An 18,122-nucleotide genomic window follows, 5' to 3' on the forward strand; every position below is an offset into this window, starting at 1 on the left:
ACTCTTTGACCGGGCAGCGACGTTTCCCATTGAGATGATGGTCACCCGGCGGCTTTACGCAGTCGAGGCTTGGTTAGCGATTGTTGGTCTCTCCATTTACCTCGCAATCACCGAGATCAGACCGCGGATGCATCGGCAGCCCGATGTCTAATTAGCTCTGTATTTAACGACTAGAAGCATGGTCTAATTAGCGTCAATGACACAGGAGTCGTTGTATGAGCTCATTAATTCGCATGCTATCCTTCGCATTGATACTACCGATTTTCATCGGTTGCTCACCATCGTTAACACCTCAAGAGGTGTTCGAAAATCACCAAGATATGTTTGAGGCGGTTGAAAATTATATCAACGACCCAGCTCTCTTTGTAGATGGAGACTGGCAAGCCCACTGGGGTGACGGCCAACTCTTTGGACCGTCTTATGATTTAGCCAATTATCGACACACAGGCAGTCAGGCGTCCCTAGACCGTGCTCTTCTAGCGCTTGAGGCCAACCGCGCTCGCGTGGCTGAAGCAGCTCCAGCATTACTCGATTATTCAGACAATCTTGAAACCATCTCGATGTCGCTTTTGAGTCTCTTAGAAGCTGGTAATTATTTGGAGGACACCGCGGCTTACCTTGAGGCCAGTGACCAGATGATTGTGAGCCTCGAGAGCCTAACCACCCTGAGTAACGATTATCTCGATATTGCCGGTGGAGAGTTTGCGGCCGATACCTATGGGCCCACCGCGATGACTGCTTTTGTTACAAGCGTTCACCTAGAACGCGTTGATGGCTATCCAGACGACACCAGAGAACATCACCTAGAGCGCGCTGATGCGATATTGAACCGTCTTCAAGATAAAGTGTGGGACGCCGAACGTGAAATCTATCTCTTTGCTCCAGGAGATGAGCGCGTAATGCTTTATCCAAACGTAACCGTGATGGGAGCACTCTCGAGAGCCTATCAGCTCACGGGTAACCCCACATACAAAGAACGTTTTGAGGCGACTTACCGTGGTATCCAGGCCCTTAAAGATGAAGATGGAGACCATTACCACTCGCCTTATAGCAAGGAGTCGATGGGCGCGACCGATGATGATTACACCACTCACTCGAGCCAAAACTACTTAATGATTGCCTTGATAGGGATGTACCAAGCCACCGGCGAAACGAAATATCTTGAAGAGGTCAACACGCTCTTAGGCTTCTTAAAAGACCGGCTGCTGGTGGACGGACAGATTCTGCACCACTGGATTGATGGAAGAGCTGCCGGCGAGCCGGACCCTTACATCTACTGCTTAGGGTGTAACGTGCAGACGCTTTACCTGCTCTTGGTTCTTCAACTGACTCTCGATGCTTAGTTGAAAATAGACCGGATCGCGGCTTGGCGTTCAGCGGCAAGTTGCTTCAAGCTATCTTCCATCGCCTCTTCAACCTGAGCTGCACACTCACGAACATAGTCATCGTCGCTTGCAGCTTCTTCACCGCTGCGGTCGAAATAAAACGGCTTGATGACTTCCATGTGAATTGGGCTTGGAACAGGAATATGCGGCGGCGTGACACCGAAGGTCAGTCCCCAAGGGAAACTTAAAACCAATGGCCACACCTTCAGACGCATCCACTTATCGCTGCGAATAAGCTTCGCAAACCATTTCATATCTTCAAGGACCATGAAGGTCTCATGGGCACCAGCGGTAACGACGGGAATCACTGGAACGTTCTCACGCAAAGCCAATCGAATGTATCCAGTTCGCCCACCGAAGACGATTTCATTTCGCTTACGATAGGGACGAAAGACATCTTCATCTCCGCCTGGGTAAACCAGAACTTTCTTGTCTGCTCCGAAAACCTTCGCTGCGTTTTCGTGGCATGCACGCATTCCACCAATCTTAGAAAAAAGTTGATGAAATCCAGGCATTTGCATCACAGCTTGGTGAGCCAACGCATAAGGTACATCATCAACACTCTTCTCCTTGATAATCTCACTGGAGAACAAAAGCGTATCAGGCGTGAGCGCTCCACCATTGTGGTTCGCCACATAGAGCCCAGCTCCCTCTGGAATTCTCTCAAAGCCCTTAGGCTGAAAGCTAAAATAGGTCCGAAATAAATGTGCCAGGCGCCGGCTGACTTCGGCGATAAACGCCTCATCACGGTTCTCTAAGCTATCGATATCATAGGGAAGAAACTGTTCACTGAAGCGGCTCCACGCGACTTTATTAAAGCGGGGATCGTTCGTTGCGGATTCGTTTGCGGCGTGATCGGTCATTGGGCGTCCTTTGCTTGGATATAGCCCTCCTCACCGATTCAGGTGCACATCGTCAACAGTGCAAAACGTTGCGCACAAATAAACTCAACACTTTCTCAACAATTGGTCAGCAGCCCACTTCGAGAATTTCCCATTCCCAAGGTTCACGCTTAATCGTGACCTCTGCGACTTCACCGACACGTTTTCCAAACATGGCTTTTCCAACTGGTGACTGCGGCGTTAAAACCGTAATGATTCCATCACCATCGGGCCCTGTAAGCTCCTCGCCGGCACCAACTGGCAGCATCACAAACGTGCGCCCAATGTAGCCGTCTTCGGTCTCGCATTGAACATCGACTACGGCGCCTAAGCCGACCTTGGAGCGCATGTGATAAGTTGTAAACCCTCGCTCATCGAAGGTCTCTAGAGCCTGTAAATACTCAAGAGCAAGACGTGCCCGCTTGGACTGAGCGTAAGCCATGTTGCCTTGTTCGATCATAGCTCGGCTGTCTTGGCGCTTTTCCATGGCGGTCACAGAGTTTTGAGCAGCATCTTTGGCCGCATTACCTGCTCGCACAGCAATGGAAGCGTCCTGGCGAAGCCGGGACTTTAACTGGTGGATTAAAGTGGATGTAAGATTCATAGACCCAATCTGCATCCAAGATGCAGATTGAGCAAAAAATTGGCTGGGAATTAAACGAAGCGGACGTATTCGTGATCAACCGGCTGGCGGTTGATTCCTGTTTTCGGCGCAGCGATCCAGTTTGCGAACTTACCTGGCTCACGAACCTGCTGCATAATTGACTTCAAGTATTCGCGGTCATCGTCTGTTGGCGAATAACGGTCAGCCAACTCTTCGCGAGAAAGACCTGTTACAAATTCGCCATTGGTTTTGTAAGTGAGTCCTGCGAAGGGCCCCATCTCTCGGTTAAAGCGGGGCGACGGGAGCGTGAGTTCATAGTCAATGCCCGCTTTTCTAATGATATTGTTCCACTTTCGAAGTGCGCGGTAGCAATCGTCTACATACTTATCTTGGAGCAACCGGTTCATCGCTCGCCGGGTTGGAACTTCTTCCGTACCAATACCACCGCCCTCAATCGGTACCTCAAGGTCATAACAACCTTCAAGCGCTACGTGGTCGGTGTAGTCTTTCGAGGTGCTCTCTTTAAAACGCCCTTTGAGCCCCGTAGCAAAGTACTGGGCAGCGTTCGACGAGTTGTCACCGCCGAATAGATCGAGACATACAGAGAACCAACGGTTGAAATAGCGCTGGATCATATCCAACGGGATGCCGCCCAATTCTTTCACATCTTCGGTGGTGCTTTCCTTCATCAACTCACAGGTTCGTTGAATGACTCGCGCAAGACCCGCCTCACCGACAAAGAGGTGGTGCGCTTCTTCAGTAAGCATGAACTGAGTAGAGCGTGCGAGCGGCGAAAATGCGCTCTCCGCCAATGATGCCAGTTGGTATTTACCATCTCGGTCGGCAAACATTGCAAAGCAGAAAAAGTCGAGGAAGTTTTCGATAGGCTGATTGAAAGCACCGAGAATACGCGGTGAATCTTCATGACCAGAGCGGCGAATCAAAAGCTCTTCCGCTTCATCCCGGCCATCTCGGCCGAAGTGCTTGTGAAGCAAGTATGCCATCGCCCAAAGATGGCGACCTTCTTCGACGTTTACCTGAAACAGATTTCTCATGTCGTAGAGGCTCGGCGCCATTTCAGCGAGCAAGCGCTGCTGCTCAACGGAGGCAGGCTCGGTGTCCGCCTGGGTTACGATGATACGTCGGAGGTCTTTACGGTGCTCACCTGGGCATTGCTCCCACACGTCTTTGCCCATGTTGTCGCCAAACCCAATGGTCTCAGCCGAACTTGGAGCTAGAAAAATACCCCATCGATATTCAGGCATCTTGACGTATTCGTAGTTGGCCCAACCACCAGCCTCGACGCTTACCGCGGTGCGAAGGTAGATGTCGTCGTGCTGATATCCAGCCGGACCCATCTCCATCCACCAATCTACGAACTGGGGTTGCCACGCTTCCAGGGCACGTTGCAATTTACGGTCATCACTAAGATTAACGTTGTTCGGGATTTTTTCGTCGAGTGAAATAGACATGTCGAGCCACCTCATGTTGCATGGTCACTCTCGAAAGAGCCCCCACTGGTTCCCACTCGACCCTTGTACTCATTTTTTCCATATCTTGCAATATAATGCTTACTTCTGCCGAATTTTGTGGATCTTTTGCCTGCTTTTATGCACTATAATGCACATATGTCCGCAAATCAGATACTTCAAGGCATCGCCGACGTTGTCAGGCAGCGCCGAAAACAACTTGGCGCCACTGCGCGAACGATTGCCGAGCAAGCTAATTTGAGCCCTCGCTTTTATGCGCAAATTGAAAAAGGTGAAGCCAACATCTCCATTGTTCGGCTGGAGGCCGTCGCCAACGCCTTGAGTATCGGCCTTCCTGATTTAATCAGCCGGGCTCAGCGGGGACGCTCCAGCATTGCACTGCTCGGTATCCGCGGCGCAGGTAAAAGCAGTGTTGGCCCTCTTCTCGCCTCGGCTCGAGGTCTCGAGTTTGTAGAACTCGATGCCTCCATTGAATCCAAAACCGGCTTGGACCTTCGGGAAATTTTCTCGCTGCATGGAGAAGACTACTATCGCCGTATGGAAATCGCATGCCTCGAAGAGCTTCTTGAGAAAGACCAACCGGTGGTCATTGCGCTCTCAGGTGGTGTCGTCCAAAATATTCCCGCTTTTGAGCGCGTCCTTGAGGCCTTCACCACGGTTTGGCTCAAGGCCGAGCCCGAAGATTATATGCAACGTGTTCTCGACCAAGGTGATCACCGACCCATCGCCAACCGCCATGATGCAATGAGCGAGCTCCATGCGCTTGTCCAAATCCGCGCCCCTCAATACATGCGCGCAAGCCTCACGGTAGACACCTCAGGACTCACTGCCCAAAGCGTTAGCCAATATATCGAAAACAATCTTCCTCAGAGAGACTCCCTCTAGCTTGCCACTGCAAGCTTCTAAACATAGTCTCTGCCAAGGCATCCAGGTGCCCGAATCATTCGAGTCAAAGGGAACAAGCGGTGTTTTTAGAGAATATAGCCCTGACGCTAAAGCTCACAATCAACAACAAGATCACTGAAATCCCTGGTGCCAATATCAAGACTTGGTCTCTCAAGCTTAGGAGCTGGGGCTTCTCCGGTAAGCTCAGCTTCTGGGTTGATGCAAAAAAAAATCGAGACATCTTATTCCAAGATTTCATTAAAGATGAGCCCATCGACGTCACCCTAAAAGTCGCTAAAAGCTTCTACGAAACGAAGTCGCCTCCCAAGCCCCTTGAGCTTAACGCCATGGTCACCACGAGAGCATTATGGGAGCAGGATGCCCCCGGTATTTCAGGTGAACCCATTCTCTTTCGCAAGTATACGATTGAATTTAAAGACATTGCCTCCGTGCTCTGGACTCAACATCGCCCCACTGAAGTCTTGGCGGACACCACTCTTGAAAAGCTCATTAAAGCCAACTTACCCGCGGGTTTGAAACTCAAGATGAATTGGGATGCCTTAAAGGCAGAGCACAATGTTTGCGCTCTTGGGCTCGGTGATACCGATGCCAGCTTCTACGACTTTGTCCACTGGCTCAGCGAAACCCACGCAGGTCATTTCTATTATGACTATCTCGACAAGAGCTATTACCTAGCCTCCAAGAAAAACAAGATATCTTCAAAAGAAGAAATCGGCTCTGCAAATCTCGAATCCATGCTCATGCAATATCCGCCACGTAAGCGCTACAACAGCGCTATCCTCAACTCCCACGTCAAGCAAACCGCTACGACGAAGGTAGATCAGGAACTTGGTCTCAATGCCATTCGGCATGATTTTGTGATGCACACCCCGCTCTCTGCCAACATCAAGAACCGAAAAATTCTCGAAACCAAACGGCTTGAGAGCAGCGACTATCGCCTTAATCTCGTGTTTGCAGATTTCCCGGAGATTGTCCTGGTACCCAATGAAGGTGCTCTGCTTAGTAAAGATGACTTCAGTTCAAACCTTAAAGCATATGGGAAAACTTTTCGGAGCATCGAGTATGACATCGATGCGGTCGCAACTCGTACTGAGGCCGAGGATGACATCGACCTCGAAAGTACCACCTATGAAATCAATCATAATGCGGTGTACGAACGAGAGCGCGACAACACACCCAATCTACCGGAATTTAAAATACCCCAGTGGCCCATTTATATTGAGGGGAAAATCATCTCCACCATCGGTAAAGATAAGGACCGAACCTTCATGGTGTTTCAAGACAAGAAAACGTCACAAGATTACTACAAAGTAAAAATCCCATTATGGAATGTTACTGTACAAGCTCCTTTTGAGCCTCAATTTTCGCCAGGGCACTTTTACTTCCCCGCTTACCGCGATTCACGTGTCTTGCTCGAAGTTGGTTTTCATCATGCTACCATTGTGCGTTTTCTCGACTGGGGCGAAGGCGTCAAGCTGCCCACCGACAGCCAGGGCAACCACATTCTTTTTGGTAAAAATAAAACCAGTGAAACGTCCATGCGGCATATGTACGTCGACAATAAACCCGAGTTTCAAATTTACCGAGTCGAAGATGGTGATACCGAAATCATGCTTCTAAAAGACGGAACGATTCTTCTCGAAACCAAAGAAGATTCCTCTAAAGAATCCTCATCAAGCGGTGTCGATCTCAAACCTCAGGTAGAAGCCAACAAAGCCAAGCTCGAATCCTCGACAAAGTCCTCTGTGGGAGAAGTCAGCGGCGCACTCAGCGGGGCAACCGGTCAGCTCAACGCTGAAGTGGAAGGTGCGGTCAGTGGAACAACAGACAGCCTTGAATCAATGGATGAAGATCTTAACGCTAAAGCAAATGAGATTAACTCCAAAGTAGAAGAGGCTGTCCAAGGGCTCACGGAACAAGGCGATGCTGTTAAGAGCGCTTTGGAAGAAGCCAAATCTCGCCTGAAGTCTCTAACGGAATAAATCGTTTGTAATGCAAGAACTCAAACAATCTCTGGCCTCTATTCAATCTGATATTGAATCCTTGTTTAGCTCTATCTCTCAGGAGCTTAAAAGCACCGGTAGCTTTTTGAAGAGCCAATCTCAGGGATTTACCAAACCATTGGAAACTCTCGAGAAGAATCTCAACCAAATGAAGGTCCAAACAAAATCGGACACCGATAAAATTCTCGCAGAACTTGAAAAACTCGTATCCTAAAGAGCGTATATGTCTATGTTGGAAAATTTCGACACACTCGAATCCGATATTAAAGGTGAGAAGGACCACTTCAGCGCCGAGGCGAAAAAGACTGGCGAATCCATTCTCGAATTGAAAAATTCAGCGGTCGATGAATATCAAACTGCTACAAAAAATCTCGAAGACCAGGAGCGAAGCGATGCTTCCGATCCCGGCAAACTTGAGAGCATCGCGAACCAAAAAACACAGCTTACCGCTCTGCAACAAAAGATAGCGCTAAACTTTGAAACAATCAGCCAGGAGCAGTTAAGTCATCAAAATACCACCGAGGCTGCCTTCGATGCGCTGCTGGCAAACCATGCACAAACACGTACTCAACTTCTCGCCGATATCGAAACCGAGGTTGCGAGTTTACGAGAGACTATTTTATTGAGGCAAAAGGCGAACGACGAATATGTCGAATCTGGCTTATCGACCATTCAAAACACGAGAGAAACGCTGGAACAAATCCTTGAGCACACATTGGTGCCGCTTCAAGCCCAAATCAGCAGCCTCCAAAAAGAAATCGACTCAAAACAAAAAACTCTAAGTCAAACCATCACGCACATGCGTACCAATGTTGACGGGGTCATCGACCAGGTTCAATCTCTTGTTGACGGTATAGATAAGAATTTAACAGCTGTCGCCGATCAGGCCTCTGACGCTATTGAACTCACTCGTAAATCTATCGAGGGCCCGATTGAGAGTATGCAGGCCATCATACAGAGCGTTCAGGAACAGGTTACTGATTTCAAAGATACAGTCTTAACACTGTTTACGACCATTCAAACCGAGCTTGAGAGCCTTCAACAAAAAGGTGAAACCTTTGTAGACACGCTGCAGTCTGTTCTCGGTGGAGGATTATCTGCACTGGATAAAATTCCGGCCACTGGAATCCCCGAAGCACTGGCAAAACCAGCTATCCAAACAATCTCCAAGGCAGCTTCAGCGGTATTGCCACAACTTAGCAAGGCAGCTCAGGCTGGTAGCAAACAGGTCGGTACACTATCACAACAAGTGAGCAAACAGATTGGAACCATCAGTGGCCAGGCTACAGACCAAATTGATACTTTCAAAACTCAGCTTCTGACCCAGATGGACGGAGCACAAGATACGGTCTTTAGCCAGGTCGATACCATCAATAATCAGATTGCATCAGTGGTTTCTCAAGCAACATCTCAAATTGATAATATGGTGACCCAAGCGGTAACTCAGGTCGAGTCGATGAAAGATGCCATCCGAACTCAAGTTCAGACGCTGGAGCAAACAACGAGTTCCACACTGGATGAGATAAAAACCGCCACCTCGGGCTCAGTAGCAACCATTCGGGAGCAAGCGGAGACGGCTTTACAAACTCAAAAAGGCCAGCTTGACACATTTACCAAAAGCACTCAGCAAGGATTGGATGAGCGCAAGAAGCAGAACGCTTCAGAGCGGGCTGAGCAAAGCGCAAGCGTTACTGAATTGAAAGACTCTCTGAGTGCCCGTATTGACGAAAGCCAGGCCAGCTTTGAGGCTGAATTGGAAACCCTCAAAAAAGAGTCCGAAAAACAAACCGCAAGCGCAGCGAAAGCAAAATCCAATGCCGATGAATACTCTGGTTCACTGAGCCCAAGTTAGTCTCAACTTGAATCTAAGCTATCTATTTGCAGTTTCATTTAATTGTAAAATATATGGATCGCTCTTGCCGGCTTGGACGCGGCTGAGGAGAGCTTTAGTTTTCTTCGCGCCAATACAGGTAGGAGCGGCAGCTCTGCAGCTGAGTGCGGTCGAAATAAGCGACGGTTCCGTCGCGCAACGCGTGGTCCCACTCTTCACCGGGTAACAATTGATAGAACTCTATCTCTGACCCAAAATCGTGATGAAATGGCGGCTTTTCGATTCGTTCAACTGGAATACCGCCCAGTGATAATCGATGCACGACCTCAACCCGTGACCTACTGGCGAGCTTGACGCCCTCTAAGTCAACTTGCTCACCGACGCTTTCCTTTTGCAAAAGAAGATAGACTTCTCGTGCTTTGCGAACAGCATCTGGCACTTCGCAAACCACCATTCCGTCTTGCGCCTGGAAGGGAACGTAGGCCGTTTCCGAAGTGGAGCTAGAGAGTAATCCCTCGAGTTCTTCGATGAGCCCGTTGAAGCTATCAGCGGGTGCGTCGTGTGCGTAAAGCAAATTGAGCTTTCTAGGTTCGAGGTCTTTATAAACGCAGACATCGAAGTAGAACTCCTGAAACACTTGAAAAAATTGAGCTGGGTGACAATCGACGCCAGCCTCCAAGTGATTCAGCGCCGCTCGTAGCTTGAATAGGCCCTTCATGCAGGCTTTCGCCGCTTGAACTGCCTGACCCGCGAGGTAGTTCTGCTGAATATCCTCAACCAGCTGCTGATGATAGCGTCCGGCAATGGCCGTGATTCGCTCCAACAGAGCCGCGGTAAGAGGAGTAGACACCATGCGAATCAGTGCCGGTAAATAGTCGGCCTGCAGGTGCCAATGCCCTTCAGCCCCTTTAGCAAAATCACAGAGTCGAAATGAATGAACCGCGGTGTCACGGTGTGGTTTCGTGGAAACAGAGACCTTCTGAACCACACGCTCAACGCTTTCATCCGGCAAGTCGCTGCCCGAGCCTGTGCGTACAACTTCAAAATCACTCTCAAGGTGCAGATACACCGAGCATTCCGAAAGGCCTGTGGCGTTAAGGTTGAAGGATACTGGACGTGTATTACCCGGAATATCAACGAGGTGCCCCGTGCTTAGAATCAGGGTCAACTCTTTAATACTCACGATACCGTCGGCCAGCTGAAAATGGTCCCAATCAAGCGTTCCCAAACCCGACATTGGCCACGGGCTCATTTGCCAGTGCAAGCTCATTTCCTCGCGGAGTGAGTGCTCTTGGGCATAAAAATGCTCTGGCAAGAGAGCCTGCCCTAAACGCCAATGAACGCGTGATGTTTGGTACTTTGTCTTTTTTACCACTTATCTAGCCTTCAAAAAAAAACCTGGGCATCCGATCCCAAATTCGATTTAGGTCGGATACCCAGGGTTCACATTGCATCATCTTTTCGGCAGGGGCAACCCCGCCTAGCAAACTATGAGGATTAGCCTCCCAGTTTTGCTTTTGCTACATCACCAACCTGGAGTCCCCAGCCCTTAACAAATGGCTTGCTCTTAGACTGCGCAAAGTTGAGTGTGTAAGTTGAATCTGAAGCAGGAATGACTTCGAAGTAGATGTTGTAAACAACAATATCGAGTGTTGGGCTTACTTTGGTGCCCTCGTTCGCTACTGAAAGGCGCACATCAGCACCACCAGGTGCATTCAGCTGACCTTTAACCAGACCTTCGTCGCCGCCCAAAGTTCCTTTTGGATAGGCTTCTTCGTACCAGCCTTTTTCTTCGTCATCGTGGTTGATAATCCACCAACCAAGTTCATTGATGGTTGTTGTAGACAAAGATGCCTTCTGCTTGGCCGCCAATTGATTGGCGAATTCGCTGGAGACATATGCGCTGATACAAATTGGGTCACCAACTCCACCAGCAAATGACAGGCTGTCGATGACACCAATACAATCAAGAGTTTTTACTCCGTCTGTATCCGTCACACCGGCCTTCGAGTAAGCAGGGTCTCCCGCCGCGTTGAAAGGCGTAAATACGTTGATTTTGTATTTATCGTCGGTTGCCGTTGGCGCCTCATTCAAATCCAGGCCGTTAAAAGCCATGAGGTAACCGCAACGTTGTTTATTTGTAGGATTCATCGTGAATCCAGCTTGCCAATCACAAGGGAAGCTTAAGCTCATTGTGTCTCTCCAAAATTGTACAATCGAAAAATAAAAGCCGCCCACACAAGGTGGGCGACACTATAGTTATGCTGATTAGCCCAGACGCGCATCAACCCGGAGGTCGACGTCCATGCCTTCAAACTGAATGTGCGGTAGAACTGATAGATTACAGTGATACCAGCCAACTTTTCCTTCTACCTTGTCCACATCGAGGCTGTAAGCCTTGAAGGGGTAGTAACGCAAAGTCAGATCATCTGGGTTAACGATGGTCGTTACATACTTGGAAATCCAAGCATCAATTTGGTTCTGGATATAAACCGCATCAGCCGATGAACCGATGTTGTCTCGCATGATGCACTTCAAGTAGTGCGCGATACGCGTAATCGAGTACGTGTATGACAGGTTCGTTACCAATGTTGAGTTTTCAGAATCTTTAGGATCCTTAAACTTATGAGCTTTCTTCACTGACTGTGCACTGAAGAAAACAGCATCTGCTGCACCCTTTTTGTGAATCAGTGGGATAAAACCGGCATTTGCCAACTCTAGCTCACGGTAATCAGGCATCGATACTTCAACCGGTGCCTTCAACTCGTCTTCACCAGTAAGGTTGTAAGTATGGCTTGCAAGCCCCTTGAGTAATCCGCCGCCCTTTGGACCGCGAATATACTGGCACCAACCCGAACCTTCGAAAGACTTCACGAGGTTTCGTGCAAACAAGATTGAGCTATTTCCCCAGAGGAAATCGTCATCATTGTCGCCCTGAACCGTTTCTTCGTAATTGATGTCTTCTGCAGGGTTGGTTTCATCATTGTAGGGTTCACGCAGGATGAACCGAGGCACAGTGAGGCCAACATATGCAGCTTCTTCAGTGTCACGGAACGCGTTCCATGCTGAATACTTCGGTGTATCCATCATTCCGCCAATATCACGCAGTGTGTTAAGTTCCTTGGCCGTCTCACAGCCGAAGAACTTAGGACTTACCGCCCCAACAAATGGTGCGTGGCTGGCCGTGGCCACTTTACCCATGCTCTTGAGCCAAAGAATATCTTTGCGAGTATTCGCAAAGTCATAAAGCCCGATGATACCACCGAAAGGATGACCGCCGTACTGGTCGTACTCGGAAACATAAACCTTCTTGAATAATTCAGAACCAGCGATATCCGCAGCGTTCAATTCAAGGTCTTCATATGCTTCATCTTTAGATACATCCAAAAGACTCAAACCGATGTTTGCGCGAAAGTTTGTTTCGCCAACGAGGTCAGCAACGCTTGTCCAACCGGCTTCGATTTCTTGAAATTTTTCGTTATGCAAAACTTCGTCAATTTGATCAGCAATCAATCCGTCAATTTTACCAACCAACGTTTGGATCGAGGCTTTGTCGAAACGTCCGCCCTCTTCCATATTGAAAACAACCGCCGCTAAAGAAGAAAGAAAGCGTTCTTCTTCACTTACGTCTTCATTAACGGTCGTAAGCTTATCCTGGAGCATCGGAGTGGGCTCCGAGACTTCCGTTTGTAAACGAACACTGGAGAGAAAACTCGCCAGGTCCAACTTTTGCTCTTCTACTGTTTCATCAGCCATTTTTTAACTCTCTATCATTTTAAAAATTAATCGTTTTATTTATTTGCTCAGATGGTGGCCTAAACCCCATCACAATACCTTTTAGCTAGCTTCGCCGGATGGTACTGCATATGAGTCAAACGCAGAAAGCTCTTCTTTAAGTGCCGTCACCGCTTCAGGGTTGTCACTCAAAGCTTGAATCAATTGACGAAACTCTTTGCGGTTGTCCAAGTTACCTTGAACTTCCAATAGAAGCTTTCGCAACAACGCCAAGGCTTTGACCTTCGGCATGCTCGCGGCAACTTCAGACGGACTGAAAGAGTTCATCGAATTAATCGGCAAGTCCACTTCAACTTGTTCCGCTTCTGATGGGTCGATTTTGTTATCAACAGTGAAGCTGACGTTCATGTCCATGTCGCTCATGATGGAATTTAAGTTCTTCCCATCCAAATTGCGAACGCGGCGTTGGTCGAGATCTTCTTTGCTATCTTTAGAAGTACCGCCAGACAAATCCCCCATCACCAACAAGCGAAAGGGTAACGCAACATCCTCTTTCTCGCCGTGGACATCTGTTCGGTAAGTTAAGGTTAAACGCGACTTTGGAATCTCGTCGTTTACAGCCATCTGGTTTCTCCGTCTCCACAGGAATATCCTGCCTTATGATTATCGCTTGGCTCGACACGATTTCTTAAGATTTCGTCAGTCGCATCGTAGAAAATAACAAGCGCAGTTGAAGTTTATTTAGCCTTGGTTGGGAGTCAAGAAATGAGCCCCAAATTTAAAGCATCCACACACGCTAACTGAATAGAAAGATCGTCTCTTTGGTAGCGGCATCACGTTTTGAACCAACCACTTACGAGGCACGCGCATCGTGGAGTATAACTTCATGGCCCGCAGCAGTGCGCTCCTGGATTCTCTCAAAGCCGAGAAACCCCTGGCGATTGAGTGTTGCCCAACTTTCGTGGTTCTCAATCCACAAACTCAGGGTCACCTCCACATTGTAAACATCAAACAACGGCTTTAAGTGCTGCTCATACCTATCTGTGACTACTTTGGCCCAAGAAAATCCTCGAGAATCTTTTTCGAGTTCGGCGTGTAATCTTACCTGAAAGCCATGAGATTCAGCTTGGTAACCTCGTCCAACAATACCTGTGCCGTCTAAACGGGTCACGCCGGTTCTTGCAACGTGGTGGTCTGAAGTCTTACGAAATCTTGCCCTGCTCACATGTACCGGCAATTCAGGAATATATTGAGAAACAACCCAGTGAACCCGGTCGACGGAGGTCATGCCGCAAATACCAAGGTAGGACTTCCGCATACCTTCCCAGCTGTCATAATATCTCGAATAGAAATCAGGATAGAGAGAGGCGAATAAATTTTTCAAACTAAGATGGTCGAAAAAACCAATCATTAAGTCGAATGGTTCTCTATCTGGAAGATTCTCGGCAAATTGCTGGAAATAGCTTGGAAGAGGTCCATTCGGGCCCATCATTCCCATATTCACACCAACCACGACACGGTGAATAGGCCTGTCTTCGAAACGCACAAACCGAACCAGGCTTCTTGTCGCGGCCTCATCAACAGCATTCTCAAAAAAGATATCGTCGGGCTCGTAGCCAATTAAACGAAGCGCTTTAAGTAAAGCAAGCAAATCGAAGCTACTGGCTTTCGCGAGTAGTCTCTTACGTAATCGTTCTTCAGCCTGGTCGCTCAGGGTGATGTCGGTTTGTAGGTTCATTCCAATCAGTCCTGAACAAACCCGTCGAGATCAACCTGGTAGAACTGCTCAAGTGTATCCCACGTGAGTGGGTCACGGTTTTCAAGGTGGGGCCGAACTTGCTGAATGGACTTATTGAGTTCACCAAAAAACCCCGCGAAGAGCTCAGGGAAATACTGTCGTGGATCGAAATTCTTAATCAACTCCATCAAGTCGTTGCTCACAACTGCTGCTTTTTCAAACTGACCCTTTTGTACAAGAATCTCAAAAGCAGCCAGTTTATTTTGAAGCTGAAAAAATTGTGGGGATGCTTTTAAGGTCACCGCACTTTCACTGGTCTGATTAAGTTCCGGTGTAACTGGCGATTCAATAACTTCTGCCTGAGTCACGCTAACCTCCGCGTCTTCCTCCGCTTGCACTTGAGCAACCGGTTCATCAAGGAAACTAAATTCCGTTTCGAGTGTCTTCTGAAAAATAGCAATGAGTCCACCGCATGTTCCCCACACGGGAGCTGTCAGCTGGTTATTGAGTTTGAGAAATTCTTCTCGCAAGGCATCGAGTAGTTCTTCATCTCGGCTTTCAAAAAGCTTCCACTTAGAATCAGTAGACTCTAAGTGATAATTCACGAGGTCTGTCACATTTTGCCACAGCCACGTCAGGCTCTTGACCAAAACTTTTTCGCGATTTGTCACGGGCCCCCATGCCTCGAGATTCTCCGAGAGCATCGCATTTAGCACTCTAATAACCCCGAGGGCGCCCTGCGCTTGCTGGGTATCGATACAATGGTAGAAATAGAAGACAGACAAGCGGGCATCGTAAATCTCAGCGTCGACCAATTCCTCAAAAATGTCTGCTGCCTGCCCAAATCGCCTGGCTTGAGCATGATCGCCAATCGCTCCAAACCTTTCATCAAAGGCTTCCAACCCAGGCTCGTCACTGACTTTTAGTTGAGTTACTAATTTTTCGAGACTTCTCACGGGCTCTCCTACGACGACTCTCGTCCTTAACACTGAACTTTAACTTGTCCGGGGCTTAAAATATTAATTACGCCGCCCCAGTTACACATAAGCTTCGATGAGTTGTTCAAGGTTGGCATATTGCCCAACAGTACTTTCGGGTTACCTGGCATCCAAGGAGCCATGGTCATCGGTATACAAGGCATCGGCGTCAAAACACCGAGCGCAGCTGCTGTCGCGGCTGCAACCATTGGATTGGCTGGGCTCATACACATCCCAAAGGGCAAGATATTCATAAACGGCTTATTGTCCATAATATTGGCCGCCGGCATGGTTGCCATCACCCGATTCACAGGCAAAACCACAAGACTCGAAGGCGCTGCACCAAAAGAACACTTTAGGCTGGCACCCATACAAACCTGACAGCCCATAGCTTACCCTTCTTGCTCTTGGAGCAGTGATTTCACCGCATAACGCAGCTTTGAAAGATGCCGAAATGCTGGAACCTGTTCCTTGCGATGTAGCATTCCCGTTAGATACTGACTTTCACACCACACCTGCGAAACAACTTCGTCCTCGCTGTGTGGAACCAAACCAAACACCTCGATTTTGTCAGGGACCGCTCGGCCCCCAAGCTCAACCTTACACAATGTTGCGAGCTTTTGTTCCAGCTTTGAACGCTCCGCCAACACGGGCGAATCTGGCGGTACAAACACAACGAGAATGGCCTGCCAACCGCCCGTTGACTTGCCCGCGGGTGCATAAACAATACTGGTCGACTCAATTCCCCCAATCTCTGCCGTTAGCCCAACGACGGAGTCTCGAGGGTAGCTTTGCCCGCTGCGATGCGGCTTAATCGGCCCAATCAGAATGTATTCATCTTTATCTTGGCTCAGCAATTGCTGACCCAATACCGTTTCAGAGGAATCGAGTTGCTTCCATTCGAGAATCCCATGCTCAGCAACCGAGGGCATGCCGCTCAGATTGGTATCTGCCATAGAATACTCAGAGCCTGCGACAGGCAGCACATGCAAGTATTGAGGCTGAAGCCTACTCACCCCGTGCAATACCGCGCCACCTGCGGCGGCGTTCGCGAAATACGACATACCACGAGCATTTAGGGATTTAGCTTTTGCTGAAAACAAATCCCAGCGCCCCCACTCAAGGGAGCCATGAGCATTTCTAAACCACCGCTTCAGACCCCCAACGCCCTTGAATTGGTCACGTATGAGCGACTCTCGAACACGCGGCGTCACCAGTAAATGCGTAAGTTCAAACCGCGAAAGGTCCGGTCCAATTTGTTCTAACTGAGTTTCGTTCATTTCAACGTAGGTTGCCCCTACGCTTAAACAAGACAACAAGAGACACGGCTGGAACTGAAGTGGGCAAAAACCCGGGGCCGCGAGCACATCCCCGGCATCCAGGCTCAATACCAACGCCGCATCTCTAACGACTCCGAGAAATAGGCTCTGGGCACTGACTTCAATAGGCGCACTCTGCAAGTCTTGTACTGGCGAAAAAACTTGGAGCGCGGTCTCATCGGCCGCGTAAAAATAAGACCTGTTAGCCGCAGCAGCTGGTGCAGCAGTTCCCTGAAGGGCCAATCGCTGCGCAGGGTATTCAATCCCGTAGGTATAACGGTCTTCGGTCACCCACCATGTAGCCCCACTTTGTTCTAGGTAATCAATCGCAAACTGACGACCAAACATGGGAATCGAAACAACCACTGCACCCATTTTCAGCGCGGTTAAACAGGCCACCACATAGGCCGGGCTCATAGGCAAGACCACGGCGATGGTGTCTCCCGCAACCACTCCCGATGCTTCCCAAACAGCCTCTAACGCTCGGCAACGCTGATTCAGCGCGGCATAGCTCAGCCTTAATTCACCGCGGTCTCCGGCCCAATGAATAAATGCAGGTGCTGCTTGTTCGAGGTTACGGGTTACAAGGTCGTGATAAAAATCATACCCCTCTTGGTACCGTGCCCTACTGGGAAGACCCGCATAGCCGGTAAAGAGCTCGAGGTAACGGGTCCAAAAGTCGTTTGGGTTTTTGTAGCTATCGCGTAGCCATTTTGGCAATCGAAAAGTTGCCGTTCTCTCAGAGCTGAGAGAATTTCTCATTTTAAGTATGGGTAACTTGTCATCAACCGCCATAGAGATCTCTAACGTCGGATCTGAACGCGGCGGATTTGGTTCTTGCCCAGGGAAATAAGTACTTCTTCTGGAAAAGGCGCTTGAAGGGGTATCCTCCAGTTTTCGCCCGGTTCAGAAAATAAAATGTACACACCGAGATTACCTTCCGCAGGAGTCTCAATTTGAATCGTTTCGCTTTGTCCTGGAAAAATAATCTTCCGCTCTAAAATAGATTTATCGGGGACGCCCTGAAAAACCTTTTCTGCAACAGCATTGTAGTGCTCTGCCAAGAAAGCTTGACCATCCACACTGCGTACGACCAAGTACACTGGGGCATTTTTATTGGTGTCTGCTTCCGCCGTCACAGAGAATCGAAGGGTCGTTGCACAGCCCGAAGACAGTGCCGCGGTAACGAGTATAACAGCCAAGACAATCGCATTGCATATGCGATGATATCCTTTGTTGGTGCGCTCGTTCAT

General features: G+C 48.9%; 17 protein-coding genes. 5 read left to right on the forward strand and 12 right to left on the reverse strand.

The window, feature by feature from the left end; translation table 11 throughout:
- The first annotated feature begins 215 nt into the window (after positions 1-215).
- Positions 216-1,343, forward strand: coding sequence for a hypothetical protein (locus HOK28_03150; protein ID MBT6432062.1), 1,128 nt, complete (start codon positions 216-218; stop codon positions 1,341-1,343).
- Here HOK28_03150 and HOK28_03155 read toward each other — a convergent pair.
- From HOK28_03155 to boxB, 3 genes are all read right to left on the reverse strand, one after another.
- Positions 1,340-2,248, reverse strand: coding sequence for an acyltransferase family protein (locus HOK28_03155; GenBank protein ID MBT6432063.1), 909 nt, complete (start codon positions 2,246-2,248; stop codon positions 1,340-1,342). The genes HOK28_03150 and HOK28_03155 overlap by 4 nt on opposite strands.
- 106 nt (positions 2,249-2,354) lie before the next feature.
- Entirely contained in the window at positions 2,355-2,849 is a 495-nt protein-coding gene (locus HOK28_03160) for a transcription elongation factor GreAB (GenBank protein ID MBT6432064.1), read from the reverse strand.
- A 71-nt stretch (positions 2,850-2,920) separates the two neighbouring features.
- Positions 2,921-4,342 carry a benzoyl-CoA 2,3-epoxidase subunit BoxB gene (gene boxB, locus HOK28_03165; protein ID MBT6432065.1) on the reverse strand — a complete coding sequence of 474 codons (1,422 nt, stop codon included), beginning with the start codon at positions 4,340-4,342 and terminating at the stop codon, positions 2,921-2,923.
- A 156-nt stretch (positions 4,343-4,498) separates the two neighbouring features.
- On the opposite strand from boxB, the gene HOK28_03170 reads away from it, so the two are divergent.
- The 4 genes from HOK28_03170 to HOK28_03185 all read left to right on the forward strand — a co-directional run bounded on the left by HOK28_03170 (position 4,499) and on the right by HOK28_03185 (position 9,121).
- Positions 4,499-5,245 (forward strand): helix-turn-helix domain-containing protein, encoded by a 747-nt coding sequence (locus HOK28_03170; protein MBT6432066.1) that lies wholly within the window; start codon positions 4,499-4,501, stop codon positions 5,243-5,245.
- An 80-nt stretch (positions 5,246-5,325) separates the two neighbouring features.
- Positions 5,326-7,248, forward strand: coding sequence for an apolipoprotein A1/A4/E family protein (locus HOK28_03175; protein ID MBT6432067.1), 1,923 nt, complete (start codon positions 5,326-5,328; stop codon positions 7,246-7,248).
- Positions 7,249-7,258: 10 nt separating this feature from the next.
- On the forward strand, positions 7,259-7,483 hold the full coding sequence (locus HOK28_03180; protein ID MBT6432068.1) for a hypothetical protein: 225 nt from the start codon (positions 7,259-7,261) through the stop codon (positions 7,481-7,483).
- A 9-nt stretch (positions 7,484-7,492) separates the two neighbouring features.
- Complete coding sequence (locus HOK28_03185) at positions 7,493-9,121, forward strand: hypothetical protein (GenBank protein MBT6432069.1); 1,629 nt, start codon at positions 7,493-7,495, stop codon at positions 9,119-9,121.
- A 94-nt stretch (positions 9,122-9,215) separates the two neighbouring features.
- On the opposite strand, the gene HOK28_03190 is transcribed toward HOK28_03185, so the two are convergent.
- From HOK28_03190 to HOK28_03230, 9 genes are all read right to left on the reverse strand, one after another.
- Positions 9,216-10,475: a type VI secretion system baseplate subunit TssK gene (locus HOK28_03190; GenBank protein MBT6432070.1), complete on the reverse strand. Its 1,260-nt coding sequence runs from the start codon at positions 10,473-10,475 to the stop codon at positions 9,216-9,218.
- 122 nt (positions 10,476-10,597) lie between these two features.
- A complete protein-coding gene (locus HOK28_03195) occupies positions 10,598-11,293 on the reverse strand; it encodes a hypothetical protein (GenBank protein ID MBT6432071.1) in 696 nt (231 codons plus the stop codon).
- 75 nt (positions 11,294-11,368) lie between these two features.
- Entirely contained in the window at positions 11,369-12,856 is a 1,488-nt protein-coding gene (tssC, locus tag HOK28_03200; protein ID MBT6432072.1) for a type VI secretion system contractile sheath large subunit, read from the reverse strand.
- Positions 12,857-12,937: 81 nt separating this feature from the next.
- A complete protein-coding gene (gene tssB / locus HOK28_03205; GenBank protein ID MBT6432073.1) occupies positions 12,938-13,459 on the reverse strand; it encodes a type VI secretion system contractile sheath small subunit in 522 nt (173 codons plus the stop codon).
- Between the two features lie 229 nt (positions 13,460-13,688).
- Positions 13,689-14,573, reverse strand: a complete 885-nt coding sequence (locus HOK28_03210; protein ID MBT6432074.1) for a hypothetical protein — start codon at positions 14,571-14,573, stop codon at positions 13,689-13,691.
- A gap of 5 nt (positions 14,574-14,578) precedes the next feature.
- Positions 14,579-15,529, reverse strand: coding sequence for a hypothetical protein (locus HOK28_03215; GenBank protein ID MBT6432075.1), 951 nt, complete (start codon positions 15,527-15,529; stop codon positions 14,579-14,581).
- Between the two features lie 26 nt (positions 15,530-15,555).
- Positions 15,556-15,939 carry a DUF4280 domain-containing protein gene (locus HOK28_03220; GenBank protein ID MBT6432076.1) on the reverse strand — a complete coding sequence of 128 codons (384 nt, stop codon included), beginning with the start codon at positions 15,937-15,939 and terminating at the stop codon, positions 15,556-15,558.
- Between the two features lie 3 nt (positions 15,940-15,942).
- The gene (locus HOK28_03225; protein MBT6432077.1) at positions 15,943-17,664 is read right to left on the reverse strand and encodes an acyl-CoA synthetase; all 1,722 of its coding nucleotides are present in this window, start codon (positions 17,662-17,664) and stop codon (positions 15,943-15,945) included.
- 8 nt (positions 17,665-17,672) lie between these two features.
- Positions 17,673-18,122 carry a hypothetical protein gene (locus HOK28_03230; GenBank protein MBT6432078.1) on the reverse strand — a complete coding sequence of 150 codons (450 nt, stop codon included), beginning with the start codon at positions 18,120-18,122 and terminating at the stop codon, positions 17,673-17,675.

This window comes from Deltaproteobacteria bacterium (assembly GCA_018668695.1).
Lineage (GTDB): Bacteria > Myxococcota > XYA12-FULL-58-9 > XYA12-FULL-58-9 > JABJBS01 > JABJBS01.

What these genes read in the sequence shown, in the direction of transcription:
- HOK28_03150 (MBT6432062.1), top strand. Translation starts at nt 216, where the DNA reads ATGAGCTCATTAATTCGCATGCTATCCTTCGCATTGATACTACCGATT.
- HOK28_03155 (MBT6432063.1), bottom strand. Translation starts at nt 2,248, where the DNA reads ATGACCGATCACGCCGCAAACGAATCCGCAACGAACGATCCCCGCTTT.
- boxB (MBT6432065.1), bottom strand. Translation starts at nt 4,342, where the DNA reads ATGTCTATTTCACTCGACGAAAAAATCCCGAACAACGTTAATCTTAGT.
- HOK28_03170 (MBT6432066.1), top strand. Translation starts at nt 4,499, where the DNA reads ATGTCCGCAAATCAGATACTTCAAGGCATCGCCGACGTTGTCAGGCAG.
- HOK28_03180 (MBT6432068.1), top strand. Translation starts at nt 7,259, where the DNA reads ATGCAAGAACTCAAACAATCTCTGGCCTCTATTCAATCTGATATTGAA.
- HOK28_03185 (MBT6432069.1), top strand. Translation starts at nt 7,493, where the DNA reads ATGTCTATGTTGGAAAATTTCGACACACTCGAATCCGATATTAAAGGT.
- HOK28_03195 (MBT6432071.1), bottom strand. Translation starts at nt 11,293, where the DNA reads ATGAGCTTAAGCTTCCCTTGTGATTGGCAAGCTGGATTCACGATGAAT.
- tssC (MBT6432072.1), bottom strand. Translation starts at nt 12,856, where the DNA reads ATGGCTGATGAAACAGTAGAAGAGCAAAAGTTGGACCTGGCGAGTTTT.
- tssB (MBT6432073.1), bottom strand. Translation starts at nt 13,459, where the DNA reads ATGGCTGTAAACGACGAGATTCCAAAGTCGCGTTTAACCTTAACTTAC.
- HOK28_03210 (MBT6432074.1), bottom strand. Translation starts at nt 14,573, where the DNA reads ATGAACCTACAAACCGACATCACCCTGAGCGACCAGGCTGAAGAACGA.
- HOK28_03220 (MBT6432076.1), bottom strand. Translation starts at nt 15,939, where the DNA reads ATGGGCTGTCAGGTTTGTATGGGTGCCAGCCTAAAGTGTTCTTTTGGT.
- HOK28_03225 (MBT6432077.1), bottom strand. Translation starts at nt 17,664, where the DNA reads ATGGCGGTTGATGACAAGTTACCCATACTTAAAATGAGAAATTCTCTC.
- HOK28_03230 (MBT6432078.1), bottom strand. Translation starts at nt 18,122, where the DNA reads ATGAACGAGCGCACCAACAAAGGATATCATCGCATATGCAATGCGATT.